Annotated in this window: 14 protein-coding genes; all 14 read right to left on the bottom strand. The window is 71.4% G+C overall.

Annotation, left to right across the window (positions count from 1 at the left end):
- Entirely contained in the window at nt 1-855 is an 855-nt protein-coding gene (locus tag E6K79_11215; GenBank protein ID TMQ62976.1) for a hypothetical protein, read from the bottom strand.
- Nucleotides 852-2,588, bottom strand: coding sequence for a hypothetical protein (locus tag E6K79_11210; GenBank protein ID TMQ62975.1), 1,737 nt, complete (start codon nt 2,586-2,588; stop codon nt 852-854). Before E6K79_11210 ends, E6K79_11215 begins: the two co-directional genes overlap by 4 nt.
- A 123-nt stretch (nt 2,589-2,711) precedes the next feature.
- Nucleotides 2,712-4,877 (bottom strand): hypothetical protein, encoded by a 2,166-nt coding sequence (locus E6K79_11205; protein TMQ62974.1) that lies wholly within the window; start codon nt 4,875-4,877, stop codon nt 2,712-2,714.
- Between the two features lie 149 nt (nt 4,878-5,026).
- Nucleotides 5,027-5,689, bottom strand: coding sequence for an STAS domain-containing protein (locus E6K79_11200; GenBank protein TMQ62973.1), 663 nt, complete (start codon nt 5,687-5,689; stop codon nt 5,027-5,029).
- The gene (locus E6K79_11195; protein ID TMQ62972.1) at nt 5,686-8,166 is read right to left on the bottom strand and encodes a HAMP domain-containing protein; all 2,481 of its coding nucleotides are present in this window, start codon (nt 8,164-8,166) and stop codon (nt 5,686-5,688) included. Before E6K79_11195 ends, E6K79_11200 begins: the two co-directional genes overlap by 4 nt.
- Nucleotides 8,163-10,049 (bottom strand): hypothetical protein, encoded by a 1,887-nt coding sequence (locus tag E6K79_11190; GenBank protein TMQ62971.1) that lies wholly within the window; start codon nt 10,047-10,049, stop codon nt 8,163-8,165. The genes E6K79_11195 and E6K79_11190 overlap by 4 nt, the downstream gene beginning before the upstream one ends.
- Nucleotides 10,046-17,239: a T9SS type A sorting domain-containing protein gene (locus E6K79_11185; GenBank protein TMQ62970.1), complete on the bottom strand. Its 7,194-nt coding sequence runs from the start codon at nt 17,237-17,239 to the stop codon at nt 10,046-10,048. Before E6K79_11185 ends, E6K79_11190 begins: the two co-directional genes overlap by 4 nt.
- Before the next feature lie 286 nt (nt 17,240-17,525).
- Nucleotides 17,526-18,461 (bottom strand): CDP-alcohol phosphatidyltransferase family protein, encoded by a 936-nt coding sequence (locus E6K79_11180; GenBank protein TMQ62969.1) that lies wholly within the window; start codon nt 18,459-18,461, stop codon nt 17,526-17,528.
- A 3-nt stretch (nt 18,462-18,464) separates the two neighbouring features.
- Nucleotides 18,465-20,240, bottom strand: coding sequence for a hypothetical protein (locus tag E6K79_11175; protein TMQ62968.1), 1,776 nt, complete (start codon nt 20,238-20,240; stop codon nt 18,465-18,467).
- A complete protein-coding gene (locus tag E6K79_11170; GenBank protein ID TMQ62983.1) occupies nt 19,694-21,121 on the bottom strand; it encodes a glycosyltransferase in 1,428 nt (475 codons plus the stop codon). Before E6K79_11170 ends, E6K79_11175 begins: the two co-directional genes overlap by 547 nt.
- A complete protein-coding gene (locus E6K79_11165) occupies nt 20,497-23,382 on the bottom strand; it encodes a pyruvate, phosphate dikinase (GenBank protein TMQ62967.1) in 2,886 nt (961 codons plus the stop codon). The genes E6K79_11170 and E6K79_11165 overlap by 625 nt, the downstream gene beginning before the upstream one ends.
- Entirely contained in the window at nt 23,379-24,473 is a 1,095-nt protein-coding gene (locus tag E6K79_11160) for an asparaginase (protein ID TMQ62966.1), read from the bottom strand. The genes E6K79_11165 and E6K79_11160 overlap by 4 nt, the downstream gene beginning before the upstream one ends.
- 8 nt (nt 24,474-24,481) lie before the next feature.
- Nucleotides 24,482-26,029, bottom strand: a complete 1,548-nt coding sequence (locus E6K79_11155) for an aldehyde dehydrogenase family protein (GenBank protein TMQ62965.1) — start codon at nt 26,027-26,029, stop codon at nt 24,482-24,484.
- A gap of 44 nt (nt 26,030-26,073) precedes the next feature.
- Nucleotides 26,074-26,709 carry a hypothetical protein gene (locus E6K79_11150; GenBank protein TMQ62964.1) on the bottom strand — a complete coding sequence of 212 codons (636 nt, stop codon included), beginning with the start codon at nt 26,707-26,709 and terminating at the stop codon, nt 26,074-26,076.
- Nucleotides 26,710-26,778 lie beyond the last annotated feature (69 nt).

The raw sequence follows: 26,778 nt of genomic DNA, 5'->3' as shown, positions 1-26,778 counted from the left end.
TTACCGGCTCCCGAATGCGGCGGGAGGGGCCATGCCGAGCGCCGCGCCCGTGATCACGCCGCCGGCGGACTGGTCCATGCGGCCCGCGGATACCTCGATGCGACGCCATCGGATGGCAAGGGCCGCGCCGATCCTCCCGGGAGCCTCGCCCCGTCCCAGCCGGAGCCTCGCGGCCCCGCCCACAGGCAGGTCGAGGACGAGCCTGGGGCTTCGCCGACCGGTTCCGTCCCAGCGGTCCACCCAGGCCGCGGCGGCGCCTCCCGTGCGGAGCCGGATGGAGAACGGGACGGAGGGAGGGACGCCGAGGCGATCGAGACCGGCGCTCCGGAGGACCCGGTCCGCGGCAACGGCAACCTCGAGGTCGAGCTGCGGCAGGGAGACGCGCGCCCGCGCCGCGCCCCCGAACGCCCAGCCCCCTTCGTGCGGCTCTCCGTCGAGCGCCAAGTCGAGGCGCTCGGCGTTGAGCTCGAGCCCGACCAATCTCGCCCCCGACTCTCGGAGCGTGAGGCGCGCGCTCGATTCCGTGGTCCCCGGCACTCCCACCCTCGCGCAGGCGAGCGAGACCGAGCCCCTGCGCCCCTCGATTGCGGCCCAGGCCCGGTCCTGGACGAGGCCATCGACCTGGTAGAGCGAGGCGTGGCTCGCTCCCAACCGGATCCCACCGCGACCCGGCTCCGCCTCGTCGAACAGCGATTGGGAATCCAGATCGATCGACACGGCCCCAAGCGCCGCGGGCGACGCATCGCGAAGCTCGAACGCCGCCCGCGCGGGCATGGCGGGGCCCGCGACGAATGCCGCGAACACCATCAGGACCGCGGCGATGACGCGAAGGAGCGATATCCCTATGAGCGTCATCGCGCCACCGCCATCGGAACGCTCGTTGCCCGCGCGGCGGCGCCCTCCTCCGGCAACGCGTCGGCGCGGATCACGTAGAGGCCGGGTGGGACCGGCGCGCCGTGATCGTCGCGTCCGTCCCAGAGGAAGGCCCCCTCGGAATCGAACCGCTGGCCTTCCACCAATGTGCGGAGCGGGCGGCCCAGGAGATCGTGAACGCGCACCGTGAGCCGCCGTCCTCGCGCCGCGGCGGTCAATCGAAGGACCACGGGCCGCGCTTCGCCTTCGCGGCGGCGGAGAACGCGGGCGCCCGCGACCAAGAGCGCGCCCCGCGCCGCCGCCACCGAGCCGGGCGCCTTCATCGAATTATCGCGTCCGGGAGTGCCTCGGCCTGGGTCGACCGATTCGGCCCACGTTCCGGCCGCGTCGCTGGGGAGGTCGACGGAGAGCCGCTCCAAGCTTCCGCCCCGGGCGCTCGATTCGCCGCGATACGGAACGGCGTCGCACGGCGTCCCATCCGCGTCGAGCAAACGCACTCGGTCGGCGGGCGCCCCGTCCGTCCCGGCGTCGTTGAGCGAGGGCCAGCCCCCGATCACGCCGACAACCAAGCTGTCGGCGAGGCCGAACGACGCGCGCACCAATGCGGGATCCTTCGCGACCACGAGGAAGGAGCCCGAATCGACGGCTCGCGGCAAGGGACCGCGGTCGATGGGCCGCGGGCCGCTCGCCGCGTCGGCGATCGAGATCGCCCCGACGTCCTCGACCCGGTCGCGAAACCAGATCTCGATCCACTCTCCGGCACCGGCATCGCGGAAGGCGATTTCACTGACGATCGCGGGGCCCGCGACCGTGCGGAGCGCCACCGCCGCCGTGTCGGTGATGGCCGCGCCCTCAAGCGGCCCGCCGGCCGACCCACCGGCATCGCCGAGGCGAACCCGCGCGGTATGTGCTCCTGGCGGAGGCGCCGGGAAGGAGAGCGCGACCGACACGCTCTCCGCGGGCAGGACCAGGGCACCACGAACCGATGCCACCAAAGACCAAACCGTATCCGCGGCATCGCGGACTTCCGCTCGCGCCGCCCACTTGCCTTCGCCGATCGGAAGCCTTCCCGAGTTCCTGACCCAGGCGCGAAGCTCGACCTCCTCGCCTGGCCACGCGACCTCCGGCGTGGTGACGGCGCCGGAGCGGGAAATGCGAAGCCTCACGTCGGGATGATTCGCGGCGCCCGGCGTCGGCTCGCTCTCGACGGCCCAGTCGTCCCGGTTGACGCCGGTATCCGCGCCGTCCCGCACGCGCGCCAGGCTCTGCCCCGATCCGGCGTCCGGCGCGGGGGCGCCCTCGTAGAGCGCGGGCGCCGCGAGGTCGCCATAGCCCAGGAGATCGAGCACAGCGCCGTTCCGCACGAGCCGCACCGCGTCCGGCCCGTTTTGCAGCGCTCCGAGCAGCGCATCGCCGGCGACGAGAAACGCGACTCCGGGCGCCGCGACGCCCCCGGCACCGCCGCGCCAAACGACGGTCCAGGAATCGGGGCGGGCCCCGTCCCCGGCCTCCAGGGCCACGCCTTCGAGCGGAACCACCGTGGAGTCGGGATTCCAGAGCTCGACGAACTCGTGCTGCTCGTCGGGGCCCAGCGGGTCGTAGAGGATCTCGTTGAGCAGGAGATCGCCCCCCGCGCGCGACACGCACGAGAGGCAGGACGCGCACGCGAGCGCGAGAGCGGCCGCGCGTGGGGCGCGGTGGACGAGTCGTGACATGAATCAGTCCTCCCGGATCAGGAGGAGGCAGGGGAAGCGGTTGTTCGAGGCGCGGGGGATTCGGGGACGGGCTCGGGCGCCGGGGACGGGCTCGGGCGCCACGCGGCGCTGCGGCTCGGCTTTCTACATCAGATGGAACCTCCGCCGCATCGCCCATTCCAACGCTAGGGCGACGATCAGGATCGTGAAGAGGAGAGGATTGTGGAAGAGGTCGATCTCCGCCATGCGGACGCGGGAGAGATCGGGAGAACGAAGCCGTTCGATCACCGGGCCGGCGCTGTCGATGGGCGCCGCCAATCCCCCCGAGCTTTCCGCGAGGCGGCGAAGCGACGACGGATCGGCGGCGAGCGTCTCGAATTCGATTCCCTGGACTCCGACCGCGATGCGGATGCTGTCGCTCCCGACGGACCGGCCCCCCCGAGTCACGCTCCCACGAAGCAGGTAGGTGCCTGGCCCCAGCGGGAGGGACCCTGAGAATTCCCCTCCGGCCGTGGGCGTCAGCTTGGCTTCCACCTGGGCGCCGGCCGCGGGTTTTCCGCCGACCGCCCTCGCGGTCACGCGCGCCTCGGCTCCCTGCGGACCGGGCAGCGACGCCACGATCCGAATCGGGACCGGGCGCCCTTCCGGCGTGATCTCAGGCGCCTCGATCTGGACCGGATGGTCCTCCGATCCGCCCGCGAGCCAGCGGCAGATTCCGCCGAAAAACGCCGTCTCGACCCCGGCGCGCCCCGCGATCCCCGAGGCGGTGAGCCCCCATCGGTAGACGCCGGCGGCGTTCAGGACCACGACCCGCCCTTTTCCCACGGTGCCCGCGAGCACGAGCGGAACGGCGCCGCTGCTGACGCGGCCCAGGACGACCGGCTGGAGCGGGCTCCCCGTGGGGTCGAACGCCACCAGCGGCTCGACCGGGGGCAGATCCTTCCACGTCGCGGCCGCGCTCGCGGCATCTCCGCCGAGAAGTGCGATTTCGTGCGTGTGACCCCCGGGCGCCAGCTCGGCGGTCGCGACGGGGCCGACCGGCTGCCCCGAGAAGCGCCATGCCAGGCCGACGGCCCGCGTGAGCGGGGACTCGACGGGAGGACGCGGATACGGATCGACCCAAAGAAGCACGCCGCCGCCACGCTCCAGATAACGCATCAGCGCCGCGGCGCGCTCCAGCGTGATGGTCGACGCGTCGAATCGAGCGACGACGGCCTCGGCGTCCTCGAGGTAGCTATCGAACGGACCCGGGGGGCCTCCGAGCCGCGAAACTTGGGACGCTCCGCTCGGCGACAATCGGACGATGCCCCAGGTGGTGTCCTCCTCGACGCCTCGGGCGAGCGAGCGGAGGTCCCAGTCCCACGAGGCGGCGAGCAACGGGACCGACCGCTTGGCCGGCCTCGCGGTCACCGCGACAAGACGCCGCTTGTTCTCGCGCATCGGGTCGTCGGGGACGTCGAGGAGCTCGACCGCGAGGAACCGCTTCCCGCGGGCGGTCAGCGTCACCGGGATCGATACGCGAGCGGAGGCGCCGGAGCCGTCGAGCTTGAACGGCGCGCGGCCCAGCTCTCGTCCGTCCTCGCTCACGCGCACGATGCCGCGCGAGGCGGGACGCCCGCCCTGGCGTACGGTCACGGTCAGGGGCGTGGCGCGCGCGACGATCATCTCGGGCGGCGCCTCGACCCCCGCGATTCCGACCGTCGGCGGGTCGGACGGGCTCCCGACCACCAGGCCGAACGCGGGCAGGGTCGAGTCGAGCGCGCGCTCGGGATCCTCGCCTCGGTTCACCTCGCCGTCGCTCAGCACGAGGATGGCCGCGACGGAATCGGGATCGAGGCGCGTTACCGCGCCGCGGATCGCGTCGCCGAGAGCGGTCTCTCCGCCTCCCGGGAACGATTCCGCGGCATGTCGAACGTCCTTCCCGAACGTGCCGAGGGCGGCGTCGAAGGCGGCAACGCGGACGTCGTAGCGTCCGCTCAGCTCGCGCGCGATGGCCGCGGCCGCGCTGTCGGCGGCGCTCTTCCGGCTCCGTCCCCCGGAGGCATCGCGCACACCCATGCTCCCCGAGTGGTCGAGGAGCACCAGGAGGCGGTTTCGCGCGCGGGACGCCTCGGGATAGCGAAGGACCGGAGCGAGCGAGGCAAGGAGGAGCGCCAGCAGCGCGGTGAGCCGCGCCGCGAGGAGAATCCAGCGGCGCTTCGGCGCGAGGGCCGGATAGCGGGTCAGGTAGGCCCAGAGGCCCAGGCCCAACGCGGCCGCGATTAGCAGGATTGCAGCAGCCTGTGGTACCGCTTCGATTTCGATCTTCATCGCCGTAAGTACCCCGAAATCACGGTTTCTGCCTGCGCGAAAATAGCTCTACTCGGGGCGGGGCGATCGGAGGAAGGCGGAAAAGCATCGCGGGGGATCGTGCGCCGAACGATAAGCGCGCGCTCCCCCGCCGGTCAAGCGGATTTGATTTAGCGCCGCGTCGAAGTTTGATTTTCCTTTGCGAGGGCCACGCGCCGCTCGCGCGTGTCGAGGTCGAGCTTGCGGAGGAGGACGTAGATCTGGACCGGATTCAAGTCGCGCCCCCCGCGCTCCGGCCGGCGAAGCTCCTTCTGGATGCGCATGAGGCCGAACTCGGGGTGCTGCCGCGCGATCTCGCGGATCAGGTCCTCGTCGGAGAGGACCGTCTCGGAGCGCTGCGGGCCTTTGCTCGCCGCGGACTGCGCGGAGCCGGAGGCATCGGCCGCGCTCGCCGAAGACGCCTGGGGCGCGGGCGTGATCTGGCCGAACGAGGCGATGGCCAGATCGGCGTCGGCGTAGGATTTCAGGATGTTCTCGAATTCGAGGAGGTCGAATACCTCGCGGACGTCGGGGATCATCCCCGCGAGCTTCAGATCGCCGCCCTGCTCGCGGATCTCTCGGATCTCGCTGATGAAGATCCCCCACCCCGCGCTCGAGATGTACTCGACGCCGGAAAGGTCGACCACGATGTGGAAGCGCTTGTCGCGCAGAAGCGCCTGAAGCCTGCGCTCGAGGTCGGGGCTGGTCGTCGTATCGACGTAGCCCGAAACTCGCAGCACCGATACGCCTCGGTTCTGGGCTGCTTCCTCGACGTAAACGTCGATTCCCTTCATGCTTCCCCTCCTCCTTGCTCGGTCGGGGTCGGCGCCGGGCCCTCCGACAATGCCCGAGCGAGCCTCGCCATTCGTTTATCGGTTCCGTTGCGGCTGAACTCGAGCCTTTTTTCCCTCGTGTTGAGGCCCTTCCTGCGAAACATCTCGTAAATCGCCCTCTCGGAAAGGTCGGCGCGGCAGCGATTTGTGGCCCTGAGGATCTCCCAGACTCGCTTGGCCCCCAGCGACGGCTCGGCCCGGACGATCTCCAAGATCGCCGCCTCCTCCTCAACGCTTGCTCGCGCCAGCGGCGCCTGGGGCCGGGTCGGCTTCAGGCCCTCTTCCCCTCCCATGACCTCCACGCGGCGCTTGTACTTGTAATAAGTGGAGGAGGCGACCTGGAGCTTGGCGCACGCCTCGGCCACCGGCATCCCCTCCTCCTCGATCAACCGGAAGAGCTCGCGCCGGTTCTCCTCGAGCCGCGCCTCGACCGGCACCTTCTCCTTGATGGCCACGAGCGTGATGTCGTCGTTCTGCGGCGCGCCGCCCGTAAACTCCTGAATCTCGAGATTCAGCGCCTCGGCGAACTCCTGCGACGTCATGTGGCCGTACCGCTTGATCGCGGAGAGGAGCCTCGCTTCGCCGAACTGGTCCCGATCGGGGTTCATCGCCTCAGTGATGCCGTCGGTGTAGATCACGAGCATGTCCCCCTCGCGAAGCGACAGCTTCTCCACGCTGATCGTCTTCCGGAACAATTCCTCGTCCGGCACGTTGATCCCGACCGGGATCCCCTTCGGCTTCAGGAAGTAGGTCGAGTCCTCCTCCCCGCGGTAGAGGATCATCGGGTTGTGTCCGGCGCTCGCGTAGGTGACCACGCGGTTCACCGAATCCAGCACGACGTAGAACATGGTCACGAACATCCCCTTCTTCATGTCCTCGGTCACGAAGGCGTTCATCCTGGCCATCACGTCCGACGCCGACCGGTTCCCGCGGGCTTCCATCCGGAGCGCGGTGCGGATCATGGTCATGACCAGCGAGCCCGGGACGCCCTTTCCCGAGACGTCCGCGACCACGACGCCGACCGTGCGCTCGTCGACCGTCAAGAAGTCGAAGTAATCGCCCCCCACCTCCTTCGCGGCGCGGTAGAGGTAGCCGAGCTCGAACCCTTCCAGCTCGGGCACCTTGCGCGGGAGGAGCATCTGCTGGATTTCCTGCGCCACCTGCATTTCCTGCTGCATCCGCTCCTGCTCCATCAGGTGGCCCTGGGCGGCGCGGAACTTGGCCGTCACCTCGTTGAACGCGCGCGCGATGTCGTCGATCTGGTCGTTCCCCGACGCGCCGATGTCGGCGACCATCGTGCCCTCTCCGATGGCCCGCACGCTGTCGGAGAGCGCCTGGATCGGCTGGACGAAGATCGTGATCAGGATGGCCGAGAGCATGTAGCCGAGGAGGAGCGTGAAGAGCGCGATCGTCGCCAGCTCGATGCGCGCGCCGCTGATCCGCTCGGCGATCGCCGATTCGCGCACCACGATCTGGATCCAGCCGAGCGCCCGCTGCGTTCTTGCCGACGGCTCGAGGATCGGATAATAGACCTCGCGCGTTTTTCCGTTCGCGGGCTCGACCATGGCGACGGGCGGGCCCGGCCTGCCACCCGGTCGGGCTCCCGGCGTGACCGCCTGCGCGCCCTGCGGGAGCGTCCGCGTCGAGAAGAGCTCCTCGAATCGGTCCGATCCCCAGACCCGGCCCGCCGCGTCGATCACGCGGGCCGCCGCGTACTCGGGCCGGAAGCGAAGGAGCGTGCGGATCGATTGATTCAGAAGGGTCTGCTCCACCGACATCGGCTCCTTCCGCAACAGGACGTCGAGGCCCGATCCCGCGAGGCTCGCGGCCGAGGCGCGCGCCTGGGCCAGCACCTCCTCCTCCAGACCGCCGATCTGCCGCAGGTGGATCGCGCCGAAGGCCAGGGCGACGATCAGCGTGATCGCGCCAAAGGCCTGGACCGTGTAGGTGAAGCGAAGCGTGCGGCGCGGTTGATCCTTCCCGGGGCGCCGGCGGCGGGAGCGTCCCAGCCGCTTCGACATGGTGAGAACGTTGCCGTCGTCGCCCGCGCGGTAGCGCACCTCGTCCATGAGCTGGTTCATCAGGAAGACGCCGAGGCCGCCGCGTTTCCTCGTCTCGACGTACATCTTGAGATCCGGGCTCTTGACGTTCCGGAGGTCGAAGCTCTTTCCCTGGTCGTGGATCGCGATCGAGAACTCGCGTCCGTTCCCGGTCACCACGACCTCGATGAAGCCGGCCACCCCCCGATAGCCGTGCTTCACGATGTTCGTGCACGCCTCGTCGACCGCCAGCTTGGTGTTCGCGAGGACCCGGCCGGGGATGAGGAGCTTCTCGCCGACTTCCTGGAGGAAGTCGCGGATCTCGGCCAGGTGCTGCTCCTCGGCGGCCACGCGGAGGTGGAACCGGCGCGGGGCCATCGGGCGGTTCGCGAGCTTCACCGCCTCGCCTCCGACTTCATCCGATCGCGCGCTTCGAGCACGTTCCTACGGGCGCTCTCGTTGAGCGGGTCGAGCACGAGGATCTGCTCCCAGTTCCTGAGCGCCTCGCGGTAGTCGCCCGAGGAGAAGGCCTCCATCCCCTTGATGTAGAGCTGCTTGATCCGGGCATCGACCTCGGGCTTCGGCGTCGAGAGCCGCCGCTCGATGCGGTCGCGCCAGGCGCGCGCTTCCATGTTCGAGGGCTCGAGCGCGAGCGCGCGGCGGACGGCGACCTGCGCGTCCGTGTACCGCCCCTCGTTGAATGCCTGCGACGCTTCGTGCACCGCGGTCAGGGTCTCGAGCTTCCTACCCAGCGTCGCCGCCGTGTCCGCGCTCTTGTGGACCAGGACCTGGAGCGAGGCCCAGACGGCCTGCGCCTGCGGGTCGTCGGGCTTCAGCCGGAGCGCGAGAGCCGCCTGTTCGGCGGCGTCGAACACCCGCCCCGCCAGCCGGAGCGAGTCGGCGCGCGCGACGGCGCGCCCCGCGGCGCGCTCACGCGCGACCAGGAGCTCGGCCTCGACCGCCGCGAGGCTCTCGGGCGCGACCCCCGTGGGTGGGTGTCCCGGAGGAGCGAAGCCGCGCCAGATCCAGGTCGCCTCCTCGACGTCCCCGCGCCGAAGCGACGCGCGCGTCATGGAAGCGATCGTGGACGCGACCCTCCGGCCGCTCTCCGCCTCGACCTCCCGCTTCGCGGTCGCCTGGATCTCGACCCGGGCCGCCGCCGCGCGCGCTTCGTAGGTCTTGTCGTCGGGCCGCTCGCGAACGAGGATCTCCCAGAGGAGAAGCGCGCGCTCCCAGTCGCCGATCGACTCCGCTTGCTCGGCCTTCGCGCGATCGCGGGCCACGAGCCCCGCGCGGCGCGCCCGCACCGAGTCCTCCGCGGCCCTCGCGTACTCGGCGCGGCGGCGCTCCTCGTACTGGCTCAGCGGCTCGCCCCACGCGACGTGGAGCGCGAGCTGCTTGGTGGCCTCGATCTCCCCCTGCGCCAGGGCGAAGTCCAGCCCGTACCGGCGCCAGTTGATGCCGAATCCGAAGAGCGGACGCCCGCGGTCGAGCCCCACGCGGAGGGAGCCGATCCCAAGCCGGGTCGCCTCGACGCCGAGCCGCGTCTTCATGACCCCTTCGCGCGCGAGGTCGGCGACGGCCCGCCCCGCCATGAGGCGTCCGAAGCGCCACTCGGGGCTCGCGAGCCCGAGGCGGAAGGAGCGGGAGAGGCTCGACGTCGCCCCGCCCAGATCGAGCGATCCGGCCACGACGTTCTGGACCGAGAAACCGACCTGTCCGCCGCGGAGCAGCTCCGGACGATAGACGGCGCCCAGGTCCATCGAGGGCGCGGCGGCCGATACGGCGCCGAGCGACTGGCTCAATACCTTGAACGAGATCCCGGCGCCGATGGGGCCGTAGACGCGCCGGGCCACGCTCACCGCGATCGAGGTCTCGCTGTAGCCGATCGTGCCGAGGGGCTGGTTCGCGGAGTCGTATGCCTCGATGCCGGAGGAGCCGATTCGCGCGAGGCCGAGCCCCGCGGCGCCGAGTCCGGGGATCGGATAGGCGACCGCGGCCAGATCCCAGGAGGTGTCGAACTGCAGGAGTCCATGGTGAACGAGGAAGGTGCGCTCGTCCTGGTCCGCGAGTCCCGCGGGGTTCAAGTAGACCGCCGAGGGATCGAGGCCGAGCGCGGTGGTTCCGCTCAAGGCGCCCGTGGTCGGCCAGCTCCCGGGCGACGCGAGCAGGTTCGACGTTCCCGCGGCGCCCGAAGACTGCGCGTACGCATGGGCGGCGGGCCCGATCGCCTGGGTAGCGACGAGGAGCAGCAGGAGCGAGACCGAGCGGAGCGCCTTCATCGGAGCACCCCCACCTTGATCTGCTCGCTCGCGCCGGAGCCCTCGATCCGCGCGACGTAGAGGCCGGGCCGCACCAGCTCGCCCTTCCCGTTCCGCCCGTCCCACGGGACCTCGTTCAGCCCCCGCGTGCCCCCTGTAGCACCCGCGGCGAGCGCGATCTCCCGCACGAGGTCGCCGAGGAGCGTGTAGATCTTCACGCGCACCGCGCCGTCCTGGGTCAGGAGGTAGGAGAGACGCACGTCTTCCCGACCCGCGCGAAACGGATTCGGGTAGCCGTGCGCCCGATCGAAGAGCGTGAGCGTCGGTGACGTGAGCGGCGAGAACGCGACCCCGCCTCCCCCGCGCACCGGCACGGGGGTCGCCGTCAGGTCCTCCAGCACCAGAACGTCGGTGTCCGCCGCGACGCGGAGCGCCACCGCGCGGGCCGCGCCCGAGCCGGCGATCCCGACCTCCACGTAGAGCGACTCGGCCCCCGCGGTAATCGCGAGGGGCGTGGAGAGCGTGAGCGTAACCGGATTGGCGCCCCCGACGGCCGATTGCGCGAGGAGCGCGCCCGTCGTCGAGCGGACCGCGATCGTGCCGAGAGCAGCCGAAGGGGCGCCGGCGGCGCTCCCGTCGGTGAGCACCGTGAGCCGGAGCGTCGTCAGGTGGACGGCGGTGACGCCGCCGGGAGGAACAAGCGCCATGAGCTCGAGCCCCCAGGTCCGTACCGAGGCCATGCCGGCGGCTGCCTGGATCGGCGCGGCGGCAGCCACGGGGCGGATCTGGACCGCGGCCGCCGGCTCGATCACCAGAATCTCGGATTGGGGCGACGCGACCTGCGTGCTCTCCGCCTGGCCCCACTCGCTCCCGTAGAGGAAGAGCGTCACGGGGTACGGCTGGCTCGCGAGCGCGGCCGGGAACGCGGCGCTGGGGAAGGAGAGCGTCGCCTGGCCGCCAGGGCCGAGAGCCACGGGCGCTCCCGAGCCCAACGCGACCACCTGCTCGACACCGTCCGTAAGCAGGATTCGCGATGACGCGGGATCGAGCGTGATCGGGGAGCCCCCGCTGTTCCGCACCGCGACCGAGAGGTCGTACGACTGCCCCGCGCGAACGGTGTCGGGAACGGTCGAGCCCGCGACGAACGCGATCGCGGCCGGCGGACGCGCCTCGAGCAGGCCCGCGGCGATCGCCTCCTCGCGGAAGCGGCCGTCCTCGGTTCCGCGCGCCTCGAGCGTGGCCGCGGCGCTCCCCGGCGAGAGCGGCGACCCGAGCGGCGCGCCGGCGAAGTCGAGATCGATCGCCGCGCCGGGCCCAAGCGCCGCCGCCACGCCGAGCGAGAGATCGGTGAAGAGCGGCGAGCCCAGCCGGAGCATCGTCCCGGGATCCAGGTCGAAGGCCACGTCGCCGCCGTTCGCGAGGCGAAGTCGAAGCGGGCGCGTCTGCCCCGCGCTCACGGAATCGGGCGAGAGCGGTCCGACCACGGAGAGAAGCGGCGGCTCGAGCACCGAGACGCTGTCGGGATCGAGCGGGATCGTGTCGGCGAAGGCCTGTCCCGATTCCGTGCCGTTCAGATAGAGCCGCGCGGCGTAGCGCCCGCGCGCGACGGAAGCGGGCACCGCGAGCGAGTCGAAGACGAGCGACGCGGAGTCGCTCCCGAGGACCGCCGTCGCGGCGTTAAGCCCGGTCGAGAGGAGGTCTCCGCCCGGGTGCTCGAGCACGAGGCGCGTCGTGCCGCGCGCGAGCGTGACTGTCGAGGTACCCGTATTGCTTACGCGCACGGTGGGACCGAACGTCCGCGCGCGAAGATAGCGCGAGGGGAGCGCGACACCCGTCGTCGCGACGATGCGGGCCGCGGACTGGACCTGGAAGGAGAGCCGCGTCAGGTTCGACCCGACGACCGAGGACCCGCCGAAGCCGGCGGTCGCGGTGAGGGTGGCGCCAACGACGGTGCCGTCGGGGATCCCGCTCGGCGGGACGCTCACCGTGACCGTGAGGCGCGTCGTTCCCCCCGCGGGGAGCGCGGCCGGGAGCGACGGCGCCACGCCGACCGTGGTGAACGCGCCGATCGTGTAGCCAAGGCTCGCCGCGTCGATTGTCGCCGCGAGGGTCGTGGGGTTCGTGACGTCGAAGACCAGGGCCAGGGCGCCGTAGCCGAGCGGCACCGGGGACGGCGAGGCGCTGACCCCGGCGGCGCTCACCCCCGCTGCGTGGACCTGACCGCCCGCGAGGCTCAGGTAGAAGTCGAACGCGTCGCCCGTCCCGTCGGTCCCGACCGCGCGGAGCGCGGGGGCGTAGGTCCCCGGCGTCAGCATCGATGAGACCCCGCCCGCGGCGAACCGGAGCGTATCGGACTGCCCCGCGACCAGCGGGACCGGCGCGGCGAGCGCGGCGGTGTACGCCATCGCCCCCGCTCCGAACGAGATCGTCGTCCCCGTCCCGATTTGGATCGTCCCGGTCCCCGTGTTGGTCACGCGCACGCGGAATGAGTACGTCGATCCTGGAACGACGACCTGCGGCGCGATCGTGCCCGGCGTGTAGGCGAGGGACGGCGGCGGCTCGTAGACGAACGCGTGCTGCCCGGCGGCGGCCCCCACCCGCGTCCACGCGCGGAGCGTGTCGGCCCCCGCCGAGGCCGGGGCGGTCAGGACCAGCGACGCGCGGCCGTCGGACGCGGTCGCCAGATCGAGCCCCGGGAGCGGAGAGGCATCCGGCGCCAGGAGCGACGCGGCGGTAGCGCTCACGAGAACGAGCGAGCCCGTCGTTACTAAGTTTCCGAACGCGTCGCGGACCGGCCCAAGCGCCACCGTCACGGAGCTCCGGCCATCGGCGGTCAGGGTGTCGCGCGGTGCGGCGATCGCGATCGCGCCCGCGGGCGACGCCGGCCGCACCGTCACGGGACCCGCGCTGCCGGTCCCTCCACCCACCCGGGAGGCATCGAGGCTCGGGACGGACTCCGCGAGCGTGTCGCGCGCGAAGGTCACGAACTCGCCGGCCGTCATCGCGCCGAACGCGGGCGTGAAGGTCGCGCTCCCGCCCGATGACAGACCGACCGTCGCGGTGTCGGCCGGAACCGGATTCCCGAACGCGTCGATCGCGCGCACCCGCACCCGCACCGGGTCGCCGGCGATCCATCCGAGCGAATCGGGCAATACTTGGAGCGACGCCGTCGTGGCCGCGCCGACGGTCGCGCGGATGCCGACCGGGGCGATCGACGCGCCGCGGGCGAAGATCGAGTCGGCGGCGGGTGTCGTGGCGGGCGCGCGGTATCGAACGGCGAGCGCGCCCGCGCCCCCGGTCGTGCCGCTCTGCGAGCCGCTTCCGCCCGACGTCGACCCAAGCGACTCGAGCGTGCCCGCGGAAGGGGCGCCGACGTAGAACGTAACGGCTGCGCCGGGCGCGAGATTTCCGAAGAGGTCGCGCGCCGTCGCGGTGACGTTCGCCACGCCGCCCGCGGCGAGCGAGAGCGACGGTGGCGAGAGCGAGAGCGAGGCCGCCGTGTCCGGGCTCGCGCTGGCGGTGAAGAGCACCTGCGCCGCGGGGGCGATGAGGAGCCGGGCGCGGAACGCGTCGCTCCCCACGCCGGCGACCGTCCCGAGACGCGCGACCTCGCATGCCGCCACCGCGGACCCGTCGCTCACCCCGACGGAATCGGCCGCGCCTCCCCGAATCGCGTCCACGGATCCGTTCCCCGCGGCGACCCCAAAGACGATCGAGGCGCCCGGGGTCAGGTTTCCGTACGCGTCGCGCACGCGGACTCGAAGGGGCGACGCGACCTCGCGGGCGACGATCGCGGTCTGACCGTCCCCCGAGGCGATGGCGACCGAAGCCGCCGCGGCCGGCGCCACGACGGCCGGGCCCGCGCTCCCCGTGCCCCCGCCCACGCGGTCCGCGGCGAGCGAGACCGACTCCGCGATCGTATCGCTCGCGAACGTCACGAACGCGCCGCCCGAGAGCGCGCCGAACGCCGGCGCCCACCGGAGCGCGCCGCTGGGGCGCATTACGATCGTGGCGGTGTCGGCGAGCACGACGTTCCCGAACGCGTCGAGCGGCTCCACCCGCACGCGCACCGGGGCGCCCGCGATCCAGCCGAGCGAGTCGGGGAGGACGCGGAGCGAGACGGCCCCCGCCGGGATCACGGTGACTTGAAGCGTGTCGGCGCGGACCGAGTCCTCGGCCGCGCTTCCCGCCGCGAGGAATCGAAGCCCGAGCGTGCCCAGCGTGGAGCCGGCGTGAAGCATGAAGTCGGCAAATCCAGAGGCGTCGGCCGCGTCGGCCGCGGGCGCGACGGTTCCCCCTCCGGCCACGACCGAGGCTACGACCTGGCCGCCCGCCACCGTGTTCCCCCACGCGTCGAAGAGCCGCGCGCGAACCGCGACCGAGTCGCCCGCGGCGAGGGTGTCGGCCGAGGGCGCGACCGCGATCACGCGGAAGGACGGACCCGGCGTGACCGGAACCGGCCCGTAGGTGACCGTTCGGGACGCGTCGTCCCGCACCTGGATCGTGAGCGGCGCGGCCGCCGTCGGCGTGAACGGGACCGCGGCGAGACCGCCGGCGATCGTGGCCGAGTCGGGCACGGTCGCGCCGCCGCCGAGCACGGTGGGACGGAGGACGACGCCCGAGAGGCCCGGGATCGAGTTGTTGAAGGAATCGCGGGCGCCGACCTGGAGCGCGTCCGCGGTGCCCGCGGTCAACGGCCCCGCCGGTCCCGCAAGCGCGTAGTGGTCGAGCGGCCCCGGCTGGAAGACGATCGTGGGCGAATCGGCGAGCGTCACGCCGCGCACGGTCACGGAGACGGTGCCGGGCGCCGCGACCGTCGCGGTGGCGCGGAGCTCGATCAGCCCCGCACCGTCGGTCGAGGCGCCCTGCGGCGTGACGGTCGCCGAGACGCCGGAGACGCCGACCGAGATCGAGTCGGACGGAACGCCCGCGATCGGATGGCCCTGCGAATCGTGGAGCGTGACGGCGACCGTGCTGCCGACGCCACCGACCGGCGCGGGCGTCGTCGCGGCCACCGAGGACTTGGCCGCGCTCGTAGCGCCCGGGACGAGGCGGACGTTGACGCTCCCCGCCGCGGTCCCCCGCGCGGAAGCGGCGGAAACGGTCGCGGTCCCGATCGAGTCGCCGCCGAAGAGCGTGAACGAGATCGCTCCGCCCGAGGCGCGGACCTGGATCCCCGGGGTCGCCCCATCCTGATCGGGCGACGCGATCGAGCCGAGGGTCGTCGAAACCGTGAACGGCTCGCCGTTCTCGACCGCGCTCCCGTTCGCGTCGTGGAGCCCGGCCGCGCCCAGGGCGCGGGTCGCCACGCTGTCGGCCGCGAGCGAGTCGGGAGAGGCGACCAGCGCGATCGCGCCCGCCGGAGCGCCGGCGATCAGCCGGATCGCGACCTTGCCGTTCGCGCCGCCGCGCTCGGACGCGATCGAGTCGAGGCCCGCGCCCTTCACGAGCCCGGCGCCCACCCAGCCGCTCACCGTGCCGTCCGCGGCCGCGACCCACTGCGCGCCCGGAGTGCCGGGATCGACGTCCGTGATCGGCGCCACGAGCGTGCCGAACGCGGTGAACCGCTCGCCCGCAGCGACCACGTTTCCGTACCCGTCGCGCACGGCCTCCGAGGTCACAAGGGAGGAGTCGACGCCGTCCGCGACTAGGGTGTCCGGCGCGGCCTGGACCGTGAAGAATCCCAGAGGCACGTTCGGCGAGGTGACGACGCTCGCGGCCGCGGCGCCGAGCGAGGGGCCCGAGCCGTTCGCGTCGATGGCCCGGAGGCGGCCGACCCCCGCGCCCGCCTGCGTGTCCCGGTACCGGAAGTCGACCGAGTCGGCCCCCGCGGCGAGGATGCCCTCGTAGACGATCGAGCCGAACGAATCGTAGAAGCGTCCGACGATGCGGTCGGTCCAGAGCGTCAGCGTCTCGTTCGCCGGCACGGGCGCGCGGTTTCCGTAGAGGTCGAAGACGAGGACCGTCACGGTGTCCATGACGCCCGCGACGAGATGGAGCGTGTCGGGGCGGGCCGTGATGTGGTCGGCCGCGGCCGGCGCGACGTCGATCCGCCGGCGGGGCGAGGTCTCGAACCCCGCGGTCGTGTCGCGCGCGGCGAGCCAGAACGTCCCCGCGCGGCGCGCCGTCAAGGTGGAGTTCCACGTGCCGCCGGAGAGGGTCGCGGCCGACGAGACGAAATTCGGGTCCGCCGCGGCTCCGCCCAAGGAGTCGGCGTACGCAGCGAAGAGAATCGACGCGCTCGAGCCGGGGCCGGTCGTGATCCCGTTCCCGTCGGCGTCGACCGCGGTCACATTCCCGCCGAGCGGCGCCCCCGCGGTCGCGATGACGTCGGCGTTCATGAGGAGCCCGGCGTACGCGCCGTGCGTCACGGTGATGAGCCCGGTCGAGTCGGCCCATACGCCGCTGTCCCCCACCGCATAGCCCGTCGCGGCGCCGGTCAGCGTGAGGACCGTTCCGGTTCCGGTGGCGGGTGACGCGGTCCCGATGCCACCGGTCACGGTCCAGACGCCCGTGACGAGGCGCGCCGGGTTATCGAAGCGGTCGTAGCCGAGGAGAAGGAGGCGGGTCGTGTCCTCGTCGGCGCTCCGCGTGAAGACCCCGACGGGAGTCATCGCGGGATCGACCACGCGCACGTGAGTCACGGAATCGGGAGCCACCGCGAGCGTCGGCGACGACGCGATCGGCGCCGGAGAGCCCGATTGAAGCGGGTCGCTGGTGACGGTGAACGTCGCGGTGGCAGGCGCCACGCTGTCGGCCACGGCCGCGGCGGCGCCTCCGCCCCAGCCGTAGACCACGGTGACCGAGTCGCCCGCCAGGAACGGCGTCGCCGGCAGGGCGCCCAGCTGGACCGTGATGGTCTGGCCCGACGTGGAGAGCAGGGTGACATGGTCGGGCGGCTCCGGCCGGACATAGCCGGCGGAGCTGGAATCGCTCGATTGAGGGGCCGTCCATCCGGACGGGATCTCGATCGTGATCTGGCCGCCTAACAGCGCGCCGAAGTTCTCGGCCGCGACGTAGGTGATCGCCCAGGTGCCGCTCGCGCCCGCCACCACCGCCGACGATCCCGCGATCGTGGCGGTCCCGCTTCCCGGGCCCGCGATCGCGGGGGCCGAAGAGAAGGCGAGGCCCAACGCGGCCGCGACGAGGCAAGCAACGCCCGAGCGGTGTCGACAGAATCGAGCGAACACGAGGCCCGCCGTGAGCCGCATCAGCAGGAATCAGCTCCGTGAAAGAGGGTCGATCGTTGTGCCCCAGGGATTTACCGGTGCTCCGGAGCGCAAGAGACATGCCACGGAGGGCACGCCGGCGCGTCAGGCCCGGCTGGGTCCAATCGCGTGTCCGGGCTTTGCTTGCAAGCGACTAGTGGGGAACAGCTTCCGGGGACGGGCGTCCGGCATACGCTGGCATTGCAGGATGCAATGCGAAGGGCAGACCGGGCGGCGTCTGGGGAGGGTCAGGAGTGAGGCGGGAGATGTCGGACCGGCAGGACGGGAATTACCCTCTTGGCCAGCGCACGTCCCCGACGACCTTACCGGCTCGGGGCGCTTCCTCCGCGGCCGGCTCCCGCTCGAGCGCCTTCTGGTTCGCGAGCCCGATGAAGACGACCTGGATGATGGTGGCGAACGCCAGAACCCCCAAGCCCACGTCGAAGACCTCCTTCAGGCGGCCCCGCGTCGCGTCACTCCAGGACGCGAGCCCGAGGAGGAGGAGCCCGAGCAGCACCGTCGTCAGCACGCCCGTCAGTTTTCCGAACGCGGTCGGCTGGATGCGTACCGGGCCGCGGAAGACGTAGAGATAGAACGTGCCGGCGACGAGCAGCGCGTAGCGGCCGAGCATCAGCCCCGCGACCCACCACGGGAGCTCGCGCGCGGAGGCGAGCGCGACGAAGACCGACGAGTTGAAGGCGATGTCGACGAGCGGGTCGAGGACCGATCCGATTCGGGACTCCGATCCGAACGCGCGCGCCATCACGCCGTCGATGACGTCCGTCGAGGCGCTCGCGGCGTAGAGCCACACGACGACGGGCCAGGCGCCGTCGCGGATCAAGAGCACGATCGCCGGAATCGACACCAACCGGAGCATGGTCAGCGCCACCGGGAACGGAATCCGGCGCATCGGCCGGTCGTCCCGCGTCGCGTGCATCAGCCCGAGATGGGTCAGGATCCAGAACGAAACAAAGAGCAGGACCGCGCTCGAGGAGATCAGGTACGAGACGCCGGTCCTCCTGCCGAACGCCCACGAGAGGAGGAGCGCGCCGCAGAATTGGATCGCGAAGAGGACCAGGGCGGTCGCGGCGACCGAGCGGACGAGCTCCACGTTCCGGGGCAGCCGGCCCACGGCGCGGGCGCCGATCCTCCGCACGTACGTCGCGATCGCGGTGGGCGCGAAGCCCGCGCGCCTCACGTCGCGGAGCAGGTCCTCGGCGAACACGGCCTAGGGGACCTGGATTGACGTCTCGGCGAGCTCGCGCTCGACGCCGTAGACGTCATCGGGAAGGTTGTACGTCTCGACGGTGTTCGGTCGCGCGCCGCGATAGAGGAGCTGCGCTTCGACTTTGTACGGGCCCTTCTGATCTCCGAGCGGGGCGTCGTAGCGAACGATCGCGCTCTGCCCCGCCTTGATCCTCCGATCGGTGAGGACGGAGTGCGCCGTCCAGGTGTCCGCCGGCCACAATCCAAGCTCGTCGGCGAGGATGACGCCGAAGACCGACGTGTTCCACTCGGTGAACGGATCGTTCTCCCAGACGATGCTGCCGGACTTGGTGAGAACGCGGAGCCGGATCAACACGATCTTCTGATCGTTGCCGGTCGGGAGTGAGTGGCCCCAGCCCAGGTTCGAGACCATCGCGAAGACGCGGAGCGAATCGCCCGACCGGATCTTCTCGGCGCGGAGCGTGAAGCCGACGGACTTGCCCGGCCGCGCGCGCTCGACCGCCTCGGGGCTGAACGTGTGATCCGGCACCTTCGGCCGCGCCGGTCCCAGGTAGGAGATCCGGCCCGGTCCGCCCGGCATATGGCAAGTCTGGCAGGTAATCCCCAGCTTGGCGTACTTGGAGCGCTTCCATTCGCCGTAGGTATCGCTGATCGGCACGCCGCGCTGGTTCTTGTACGTGTGGCAGCCGCCGCAGTACTCCGACGTGTGAATGTAGGCGCTGTATTGCGATCCGTGGGCGGGCGTGGCGACCGGCATCCGAATCGTGCCGGAATAGTGGGCCAGATCGAGGGTGAACGGAGGAATCCCGTCGCGATTTCCCGGGCTATCGACCGCGTGGCAGTAGGCGCAGGTGACGCCCTCCCCGCTCACGGGGCGGAGATTGTTGAAGTCCTGGTTCACGAACTGGACGGTCTCGTGGCAGGGGCCGCATTTGAGCCACGTCTCGCCGCGCGTCAGCTTCAGGGATTGGAAGTACATCCGTCCGAAGAGGAGATTCTTGTTCCGATCGGCCCGGGAATGGCTCGACCGCTGCCACTGCTCGGTGATGTCGAGGTGGCACGTCTTGCAGACATCCGAATCCTGGATATTGGCCGTGTTGCGGAAAAGGGGGGGAGGCGTGTACGCGGCGGCCGCCGGCGCCAGGACCAAGAGGGTAAGGCCCAAAAGGGTTGGGATGCCGCCGTTTGGTCGCAAGATTCGCGGATGGTACCGCGCGCCGGGGAGACGGGTCAAGGCGCCCCACCGCCGCGGCGGCCGCTCGGGCGCGGGCGGCGCGGCGGACCCCGGCGCGCGAAGTCCGCCGCGATCGTGCCGAGGATCTTGATCCCGGCCCGCACGGATCCGGAGACGGTGCCCGATATCTTGGACCGCCCGATCCGCCTCCGATAACGGGCCGGAACCTCCGCGGTGCGAAGACCGGCGCGCGCGGCCTTGATCTGCATCTCCACCGTCCAGCCGAAATCCCGGTCGCGCATGCCGAGGTCCCGGAGCGAGCGGAATCGGATCGCGCGGAACGGCCCGAGGTCGGTGAACCGGGCGCCGTAGAGCGCGAGCAGAAGCCGGGTGGCGAGCCAGTTGCCGAACCGGGCCTGCGGCGTGAGCGCGCCGGGCTCCCGCTCTCCGAGCGTCCGGGAACCGATCACAAGATCCGCGCGACCGGTGAGGATCGGCTCGAGGATCTGCGCTGCCTCGGCCGGATCGTCGCTCATGTCCGCGTCCAGGAAGAGCACCACGTCGGGCGGGTCGGCCTCGAGCGCGGCGAGCGCCCGGAGGCACGCGGCGCCGTAGCCGCGCCGCGGCTCGTGGACCACGACCGCCCCGTGGGCCCGCGCGATCTCGGCGGTCCCGTCGGTCGAGCCGTTGTCGCAAACGACGATCCGCCGCACGAGCGGCCGCGGAAGCGCGTCCAGGACGAGCGCGATCGCTTCGGCTTCGTTCCAGGCGGGAATGACCGCGTCGACGCGGATGGCGCCCGCTTTCACGGCGCCCGTCTCCGCGGCGGCCACGACATCGGCCGTCGCGACGCCTCGGCTCACGCCCGGCGAAGCGCGGCCCGCGCGGCCGCGAGACGGGCGAGCGGGATCCGGAAGGGGCTGCACGAAACGTAGTCGAGCCCCACCACCTCGAAGAACTCGATCGAGGCGGGATCGCCGCCGTGCTCGCCGCAGACTCCGATCTTGAGCCCCGGTTTCGCACGGCGGCCGGCGAAGGCGGCGCGCTGGAGCAGCGTTCCCACGCCGCGCGTATCGATCGAGACGAAGGGATCGTGGCGCAGGATGCCCGACCCGACGTACTCGGGCAGGAAACGCCCCGAGTCGTCCCGCGAGTAGCCGAACGTCATCTGCGTCAGATCGTTGGTCCCGAAGGAGAAGAAGTCGGCGTGCTGCGCGATCTCGTCCGCCAGCATCGCGGCGCGGGGCACCTCGATCATCGTGCCGATGGTGTAGGGGACCGTGATCCCGAGCCGCCGCATCACCTCCTGCGCCACCGCCTCGACCTCGGCGCGCTGGCGGCGCAGCTCCTCGGGGTCCCCGACGAGCGGAATCATGATCTCGGGGATCACCCGCTTCCCCGCCTTTTGCACCTGCGCCGCCGCCTCGAAGATCGCGCGCGCCTGCATGCGCGTGATCTCCGGGTGGAGAATCCCGAGCCTGCATCCGCGGAACCCGAGCATCGGGTTGAACTCGTGGAGCTCCTCGACCTTCGCGAGGGTCCGCTCCAGCCGGCGGCGCCGGGGATCGTCCTTCCGCGCGCGGCCGAGCGCGGCGATCTCTCTCTCGAGCTGATCCCGCTTCGGGAGGAATTCGTGGAGCGGCGGGTCGAGGGTGCGGATCGTGACCGGGCAGCCCTCCATCGCCAGGAAGAGCCCCTTGAAGTCGGCTCGCTGGAGCGGAAGGAGCTTGGCGAGCGCGCCGTGGAACGCGCGGATCGGCTCCCGCCCTTCTCGCTGCTCCCGCTCCAGCTCCTTTCGGATCCGGGGCCGCTCGGAGCGCGGCGCCTCTGCCAGCTCGGCCTTGAGCCGCGCGATCCGGATCCCTGCGTCGCGCGCCTGCTGCGCGTTCAGGATCATCGTCACGACGTGCGGGATCCGCTCCGGCGCGAAGAACATGTGCTCGGTGCGGCAGAGCCCGATCCCCTCCGCGCCCAGCTGCCTCGCGATCTTGGCGTCGCGCGGGACGTCGGCGTTCGCGCGCACGCGGAGGCGCCGCTCCTCGTCGCACCACGCGGTGAGCCGCTCGAAGCGCTGGTAGAGGGGCGCCTGTTCGGGCTTCAAGCGGCCGGTCAAGACCCGCACCACCTCGGAATCGGACGTCGGCACGTCCCCCAGGAGCACGTCGCCCTTCGAGCCGTCGAGCGAGAGGAAGGTGCCCTCGCGGAGCGTCCGTCCGCCGACGCGAACGGTCCGCGCGCTCTCGTCGATCAGGAGCGCCGAGCAGCCGGCGACGCAGCACTTCCCCATGCCGCGCGCCACGACGGCGGCGTGCGAGGTCATCCCGCCGGTCGCCGTCAAGATTCCCTGCGCCGCGTGCATCCCGGCGATGTCGTCGGGAGAGGTCTCCGCGCGGAGGAGGATGACGCGCTCCCGTGCGCCGCGCCGCGCGGCCTCCTCGGAGGTGAAGACGATCGCGCCCGCCGCCGCGCCGGGCGAGGCCGGGAGCCCGGTCGCGATCCGCTCGTGCCGGCGCCTCGCGGCCGGGTCGAGCACCGGGTGGAGCACCTGGTCCAGGTGGTCGGGCTCGACGCGCTCGATCGCCTCCCGCTTGGTCAGGAGCCCCTCCTCCACCATGTCGACGGCGATCCGGAGCGCGGCGATTCCGGTGCGCGCCGCGCGCCGCGTCTGGAGCATGAAGAGGCGGCCCTCTTCGACCGTGAACTCGAAGTCCTGGACGTCCCTGTAGTGCCGCTCCAGGCGTGACGTGATCTCCCGGAGCTGGGCGTACGCCTCGGGCAGCTCGCGCTCCATCTCCTCGATCGGGCGCGGCGTCCGGATGCCGGCCACCACGTCCTCGCCCTGCGCGTTCAGGAGGTACTCCCCGTAGAACCGGGGCTCGCCGGTGGACGGATCGCGCGTGAAGCCGACGCCGGTCGCCGACGTGGCGCCGAGGTTCCCGAAGACCATCGCCTGGACCGTGACCGCGGTCCCCACGTCATCGGCGATCGAGTGGATGCGGCGGTAGTGGACCGCCCGCTCCGTGTTCCACGAGCGGAAGACCGCGTCCCGCGCGCCGGCCAGCTGGGCGCGCGCGTCCTGGGGAAAATCCACCCCGATCTCCGAGCGGACGATCGCCTTGAAGCGATCGACGAGCCCGCGAAGATGCTCGGGCGTGAGGTCGACGTCGTGCTCGACCCGCGCGCGCGCCTTGGTGCGCCTGAGCTCGCGCTCGAGGAGCGCGCGGGGGATGCCGAGTACGACGTCGGAGTACATCTGGATGAACCGCCGGTAGCTGTCCAGCGCGAAGCGAGGGCTCTGGCTCCGTCCCTCGATCCCCAGCACGGTCTGGTCGTTCAGACCCAGGTTGAGAACCGTGTCCATCATTCCCGGCATCGACATCGGCGCGCCGGAGCGGACGGAGACCAGGAGCGGGTTCTCGGGGTCGCCCAGCCGGCGGCCCAGGTAGCGCTCGAGGCGCCGGAGCGCGTGCTCCTCTTCCTGAATGATCGAGTCGAGGAGGCGGCCGCCCGCCTCGAAGAATTGGCGGCAGGCCGCGGTGGTGATCGTGTATCCGGGCGGCACCGGGATCCCCGCGTTGGTCATCTCCGCGAGCCCGGCTCCCTTGCCGCCGAGCACATCGCGCATCCGCGCGTTCCCCTCCGCGCGCCCGTCGCCGAAGAAGTAGACACTCTTCGGGCGCTCGTTCCCCGCGGCGCTCTCGGCCGCGCGCCGGCTCTTGGTCGCCGCCTCCGTCCTCGCGCTCATCCCGCTTCCGCACGCTCGAGGCGCGCGACGCCCCGGATCTCGCCGACCTCGATGCCGGCGAAGTTCTTGAGGCGCTCGCCCGCGTGCTGGGCCAGCGACGTGCGCTCGGCCGCGCCGATCACGCCGAGGTACTCCAGCGTGGAGACGACGGCGGGCCCCAGCGCCCGGCGCGACCCGTCCTCGATCTTGATCGCGATGCCGATGCCGCGCTCCGGGACCCCAACGGCGTGCACGCCCTCGGCGCCCGCCTTCGCCACAATGCCGGGCGCCGCTCGCATCAGCAGCGTATCGAGGCGGCCCTCGCCCGCGACGAGATCGGGGTGCGCCCGCATGGCCTCGCGAATCTCGTCGAGCGCCGGGACCTCCGCGCCCGCGGCGTCCCGCCCGCGCGCGAGGAGCGCGAAGGCATGGGCAAGCGTCTGGATCGGGATTCGAGGGGTCGGCGCGCTGCAGCCGTCGATCGCTGGCGTCGCATCCACGAACGGCTCCGCGACGAGGGTCGCGAAGCGATCGAAGATGCGGCGCTGCACCGGGTGATCCGGATCGGTGTAGCCGGCGAGCGGCGTCCCGAGGAAACGCGCGAGAAGGAGCATCCCGGCATGCTTCCCCGAGCAGTTGTGGCGGATCGGGGTCGGGGCCTCTCCCCGCGCCCGGAGCGCCTCCGCGGTCGCGTCATCGTAGGGCGGATGGGACCCGCAGCGGAGCGCCGACTCGTCGGCGCCGGCCGCGGCGAGGATCGTCCGCGCGAGGGCCGCGTGCCGGTCGGTCCCGCTATGGGAGCCAGCGATCAGGGCGAGCGCGTCCGCGCCCAATCCCGAGCGCGCGAAGGCGCCCGATTCGACCAACGGCAGCGCTTGAAACGGCTTGAAGGCGGAGCGCGGGAAGATCATCGACCGGGGCTCGCCGGCCCAGGCGAGGAGCCGGCCGCGATCGTCCACCACCGCGACGTGGCCGCGGTGGACGCTTTCGACGTGTCCCCCGCGCAGCACGTGTGCGAGCGGCGCCGCGCGCGCCGTGGCCCCAGGAGCGATCACCAAAGCCTCTCTCTCGGTCGTGGACACCGTCGATTTCGCGCGGCGGCGCGGGCGCAGCGCCCGTCCTACCGGTCGATCTGGGCCTTTTGCAGCTTGCCGCTATAGTCGATGTAGACCGACTTCCACTCGGTGAACGCGTCGATGACGGTCGGACCGCCCTCGCGATGACCGTTCCCGGTCTCCTTCACACCGCCGAAGGGGAGCTGCACCTCGGCGCCGATTGTCGGTCCGTTCACGTAGGTGATCCCCGCCTCGATGTCGCGGATCGCCCGCATGGCGCGATTCACGTCCCGCGTGTAGATCGAGGAGCTCAACCCGTACGGCGTGGCGTTCTGGACCTGGACCGCCTCTTCGAAGGACGAGACCGTCAGGATCGAGAGGACCGGACCGAAGATCTCCTCGACCGCGATCCGCATCGTGGGCGTGACGCCGTCGAAGACGGTCGGCCGGTAGAAATTGCCCTCGCGGAGCGGCCCTTCCTCGGCGGGGCTTCCCCCCGCGACCAGCTTGGCGCCCTCTTTCTTTCCGATCTCGACGTACGAGTGGACCTTGTCCCGCTGCGCGCGGTTGACCAGGGGGCCCACCTCGCTGGCGGGGTCGAGCCCGTCGCCCAGGCGGAGCTTCGACGCGCGCTCGCTCAAGCGCCGGACCATTTCGTCGTGAACCTGCTTCATCACGATGAGGCGGCTCGTCGCCGTGCACCGCTGGCCCGTCGTGCCGAACGCGCCCCAGAGCGCGCCCTCCGTCGCGAGGTCGAGGTCGGCGTCGTCCATGACGATCTGCGCGTTCTTCCCGCCCAGCTCGAGCGACAGGCGCTTCAACGACCGCGCGGTGCGCTCCGCGATCCCCTTCCCGACCTCGGAGGATCCGGTGAACGAGATCATGTTCACGTCGGGGTGCGCCGTGAGCGGGACCCCGACCGCGGTGCCCCCGCCGTGGACGATGTTGAGGACTCCCGCGGGCACGCCGGCCTCGAGAAGCGCCTCGACCAGGTGGTGGGCCGAGGCCGGCGTGTCGGTGGCCGGCTTGATCACGACGGTGTTGCCCGAGACCAGGGCCGGGAAGATCTTCCACGAAGGAATGGCCATCGGGAAATTCCACGGCGTGATGAGCCCGCAGACGCCCAAAGGCTGCCGGACCGACATCGCGAACTTGTTGGGCAGCTCGGACGGGGCGGTGACGCCGAAGAGGCGCCTCCCCTCCGCGGCGATGTAGTACGCCATGTCGATCGCTTCCTGGACATCGCCGCGGGTCTCGGCGAGGACCTTCCCCATTTCGCGCGTCATGGCGCGCGCCAAGGCCTCCTTGCGGTCGCGGAGGATCTCGGCGGCGCGGTAGATGATCTCAGCCCGGCGCGGGGCCGGGGTCAGGCGCCAGGCCGGAAAGGCCATCTTCGCCGCCCGAACCGCCTCGTCCACGTCCTCGGACCCGGATTCGGGAAACGTTCCGACCAGATCGGAGGAGCGCGCGGGATTTCGGTTCTCGAAGGTACGTCCGGAACGCGCGGGGACCCATTTCCCGCCGATCAGGTTCAGGTAGGCGCGGGACGCGGGATCGGCGCCGGGAGAGCGCTCAGCGCTCTCGGCCGGGGCAGGAACGGTCTGGGGGTTCATGACACCTCCGGGCCGCCCGGTGGGCCTCGCCGAGGACGGGCGGCCTACTTGATTATGACAAAATGGCCCTTCCGGGGGGTGCGTCCGTCGGGCGGATGAACCGTGTACATATAGATTCCGGAAACGACCGGTCTTCCCTTGTCATTTCGTAGATCCCACGCCAAATCCCCGCTCGCGCCGCCTGGATTGGCGTTGGGGTCCTGAATGAGCGTCCGGAGCAGCTCCCCGGAGGACGTGTAGATCCGGACCGTGGAGCCTGGCGGAAGATGGATGAAGTGCACCCGCCTCTGATTCGGCGCCGGGTCCCACTGCGCGGATTCCTTGTATGGATTCGGCACCACGCCCACCGTTTCCAGGTTGCTCGCCGGGGGCGTCGACGGGACGACCAGGACGATCTGCGTGGGGTCGATGGGGCTCTCATAGAAGTCGGCGTTCACCTGCCGAACCGTATCGATCGATGTCACCGCGTATTGGGTCGGAAAGCCTGCCAGGGAGGACGCGTCCACATAGAGGCGCGCCGTGCTGTCCTGATCGGCGGGGTTCCCGGGGGGGTACGGGAGGATGAAGGTCCCGTCCGGGCGCTGGTTGTTCCGGAATCCCTTGAAGAATAGGCCGGCGCCGGTGAAGACGAAGTTCTGCACGTCGCATGGAACCTGGGCGGTGAGGCAGATCGGGACCACGCTGTCCCGGGACTTCCACTGGCCGACGACGTCGAGCTGCCCGGGCGAGATGCCCTGAATCGTCCGGCG

The sequence above is a fragment of the Candidatus Eisenbacteria bacterium genome, from assembly GCA_005893305.1.
Taxonomy (GTDB): domain Bacteria; phylum Eisenbacteria; class RBG-16-71-46; order SZUA-252; family SZUA-252; genus WS-9.
Note: the sequence above shows the minus strand (reverse complement) of the source record. Positions and strands in the feature narration are given on the sequence as shown.

Coding starts and splice junctions, on each gene's coding strand:
- E6K79_11165 (TMQ62967.1), bottom strand. CDS start 23,382: ATGAGCGCGAGGACGGAGGCGGCGACCAAGAGCCGGCGCGCGGCCGAG.
- E6K79_11215 (TMQ62976.1), bottom strand. CDS start 855: ATGACGCTCATAGGGATATCGCTCCTTCGCGTCATCGCCGCGGTCCTG.
- E6K79_11205 (TMQ62974.1), bottom strand. CDS start 4,877: ATGAAGATCGAAATCGAAGCGGTACCACAGGCTGCTGCAATCCTGCTA.
- E6K79_11210 (TMQ62975.1), bottom strand. CDS start 2,588: ATGTCACGACTCGTCCACCGCGCCCCACGCGCGGCCGCTCTCGCGCTC.
- E6K79_11190 (TMQ62971.1), bottom strand. CDS start 10,049: ATGAAGGCGCTCCGCTCGGTCTCGCTCCTGCTGCTCCTCGTCGCTACC.
- E6K79_11200 (TMQ62973.1), bottom strand. CDS start 5,689: ATGAAGGGAATCGACGTTTACGTCGAGGAAGCAGCCCAGAACCGAGGC.
- E6K79_11185 (TMQ62970.1), bottom strand. CDS start 17,239: ATGCGGCTCACGGCGGGCCTCGTGTTCGCTCGATTCTGTCGACACCGC.
- E6K79_11155 (TMQ62965.1), bottom strand. CDS start 26,029: ATGAACCCCCAGACCGTTCCTGCCCCGGCCGAGAGCGCTGAGCGCTCT.
- E6K79_11170 (TMQ62983.1), bottom strand. CDS start 21,121: ATGCAGGCTCGGGATTCTCCACCCGGAGATCACGCGCATGCAGGCGCG.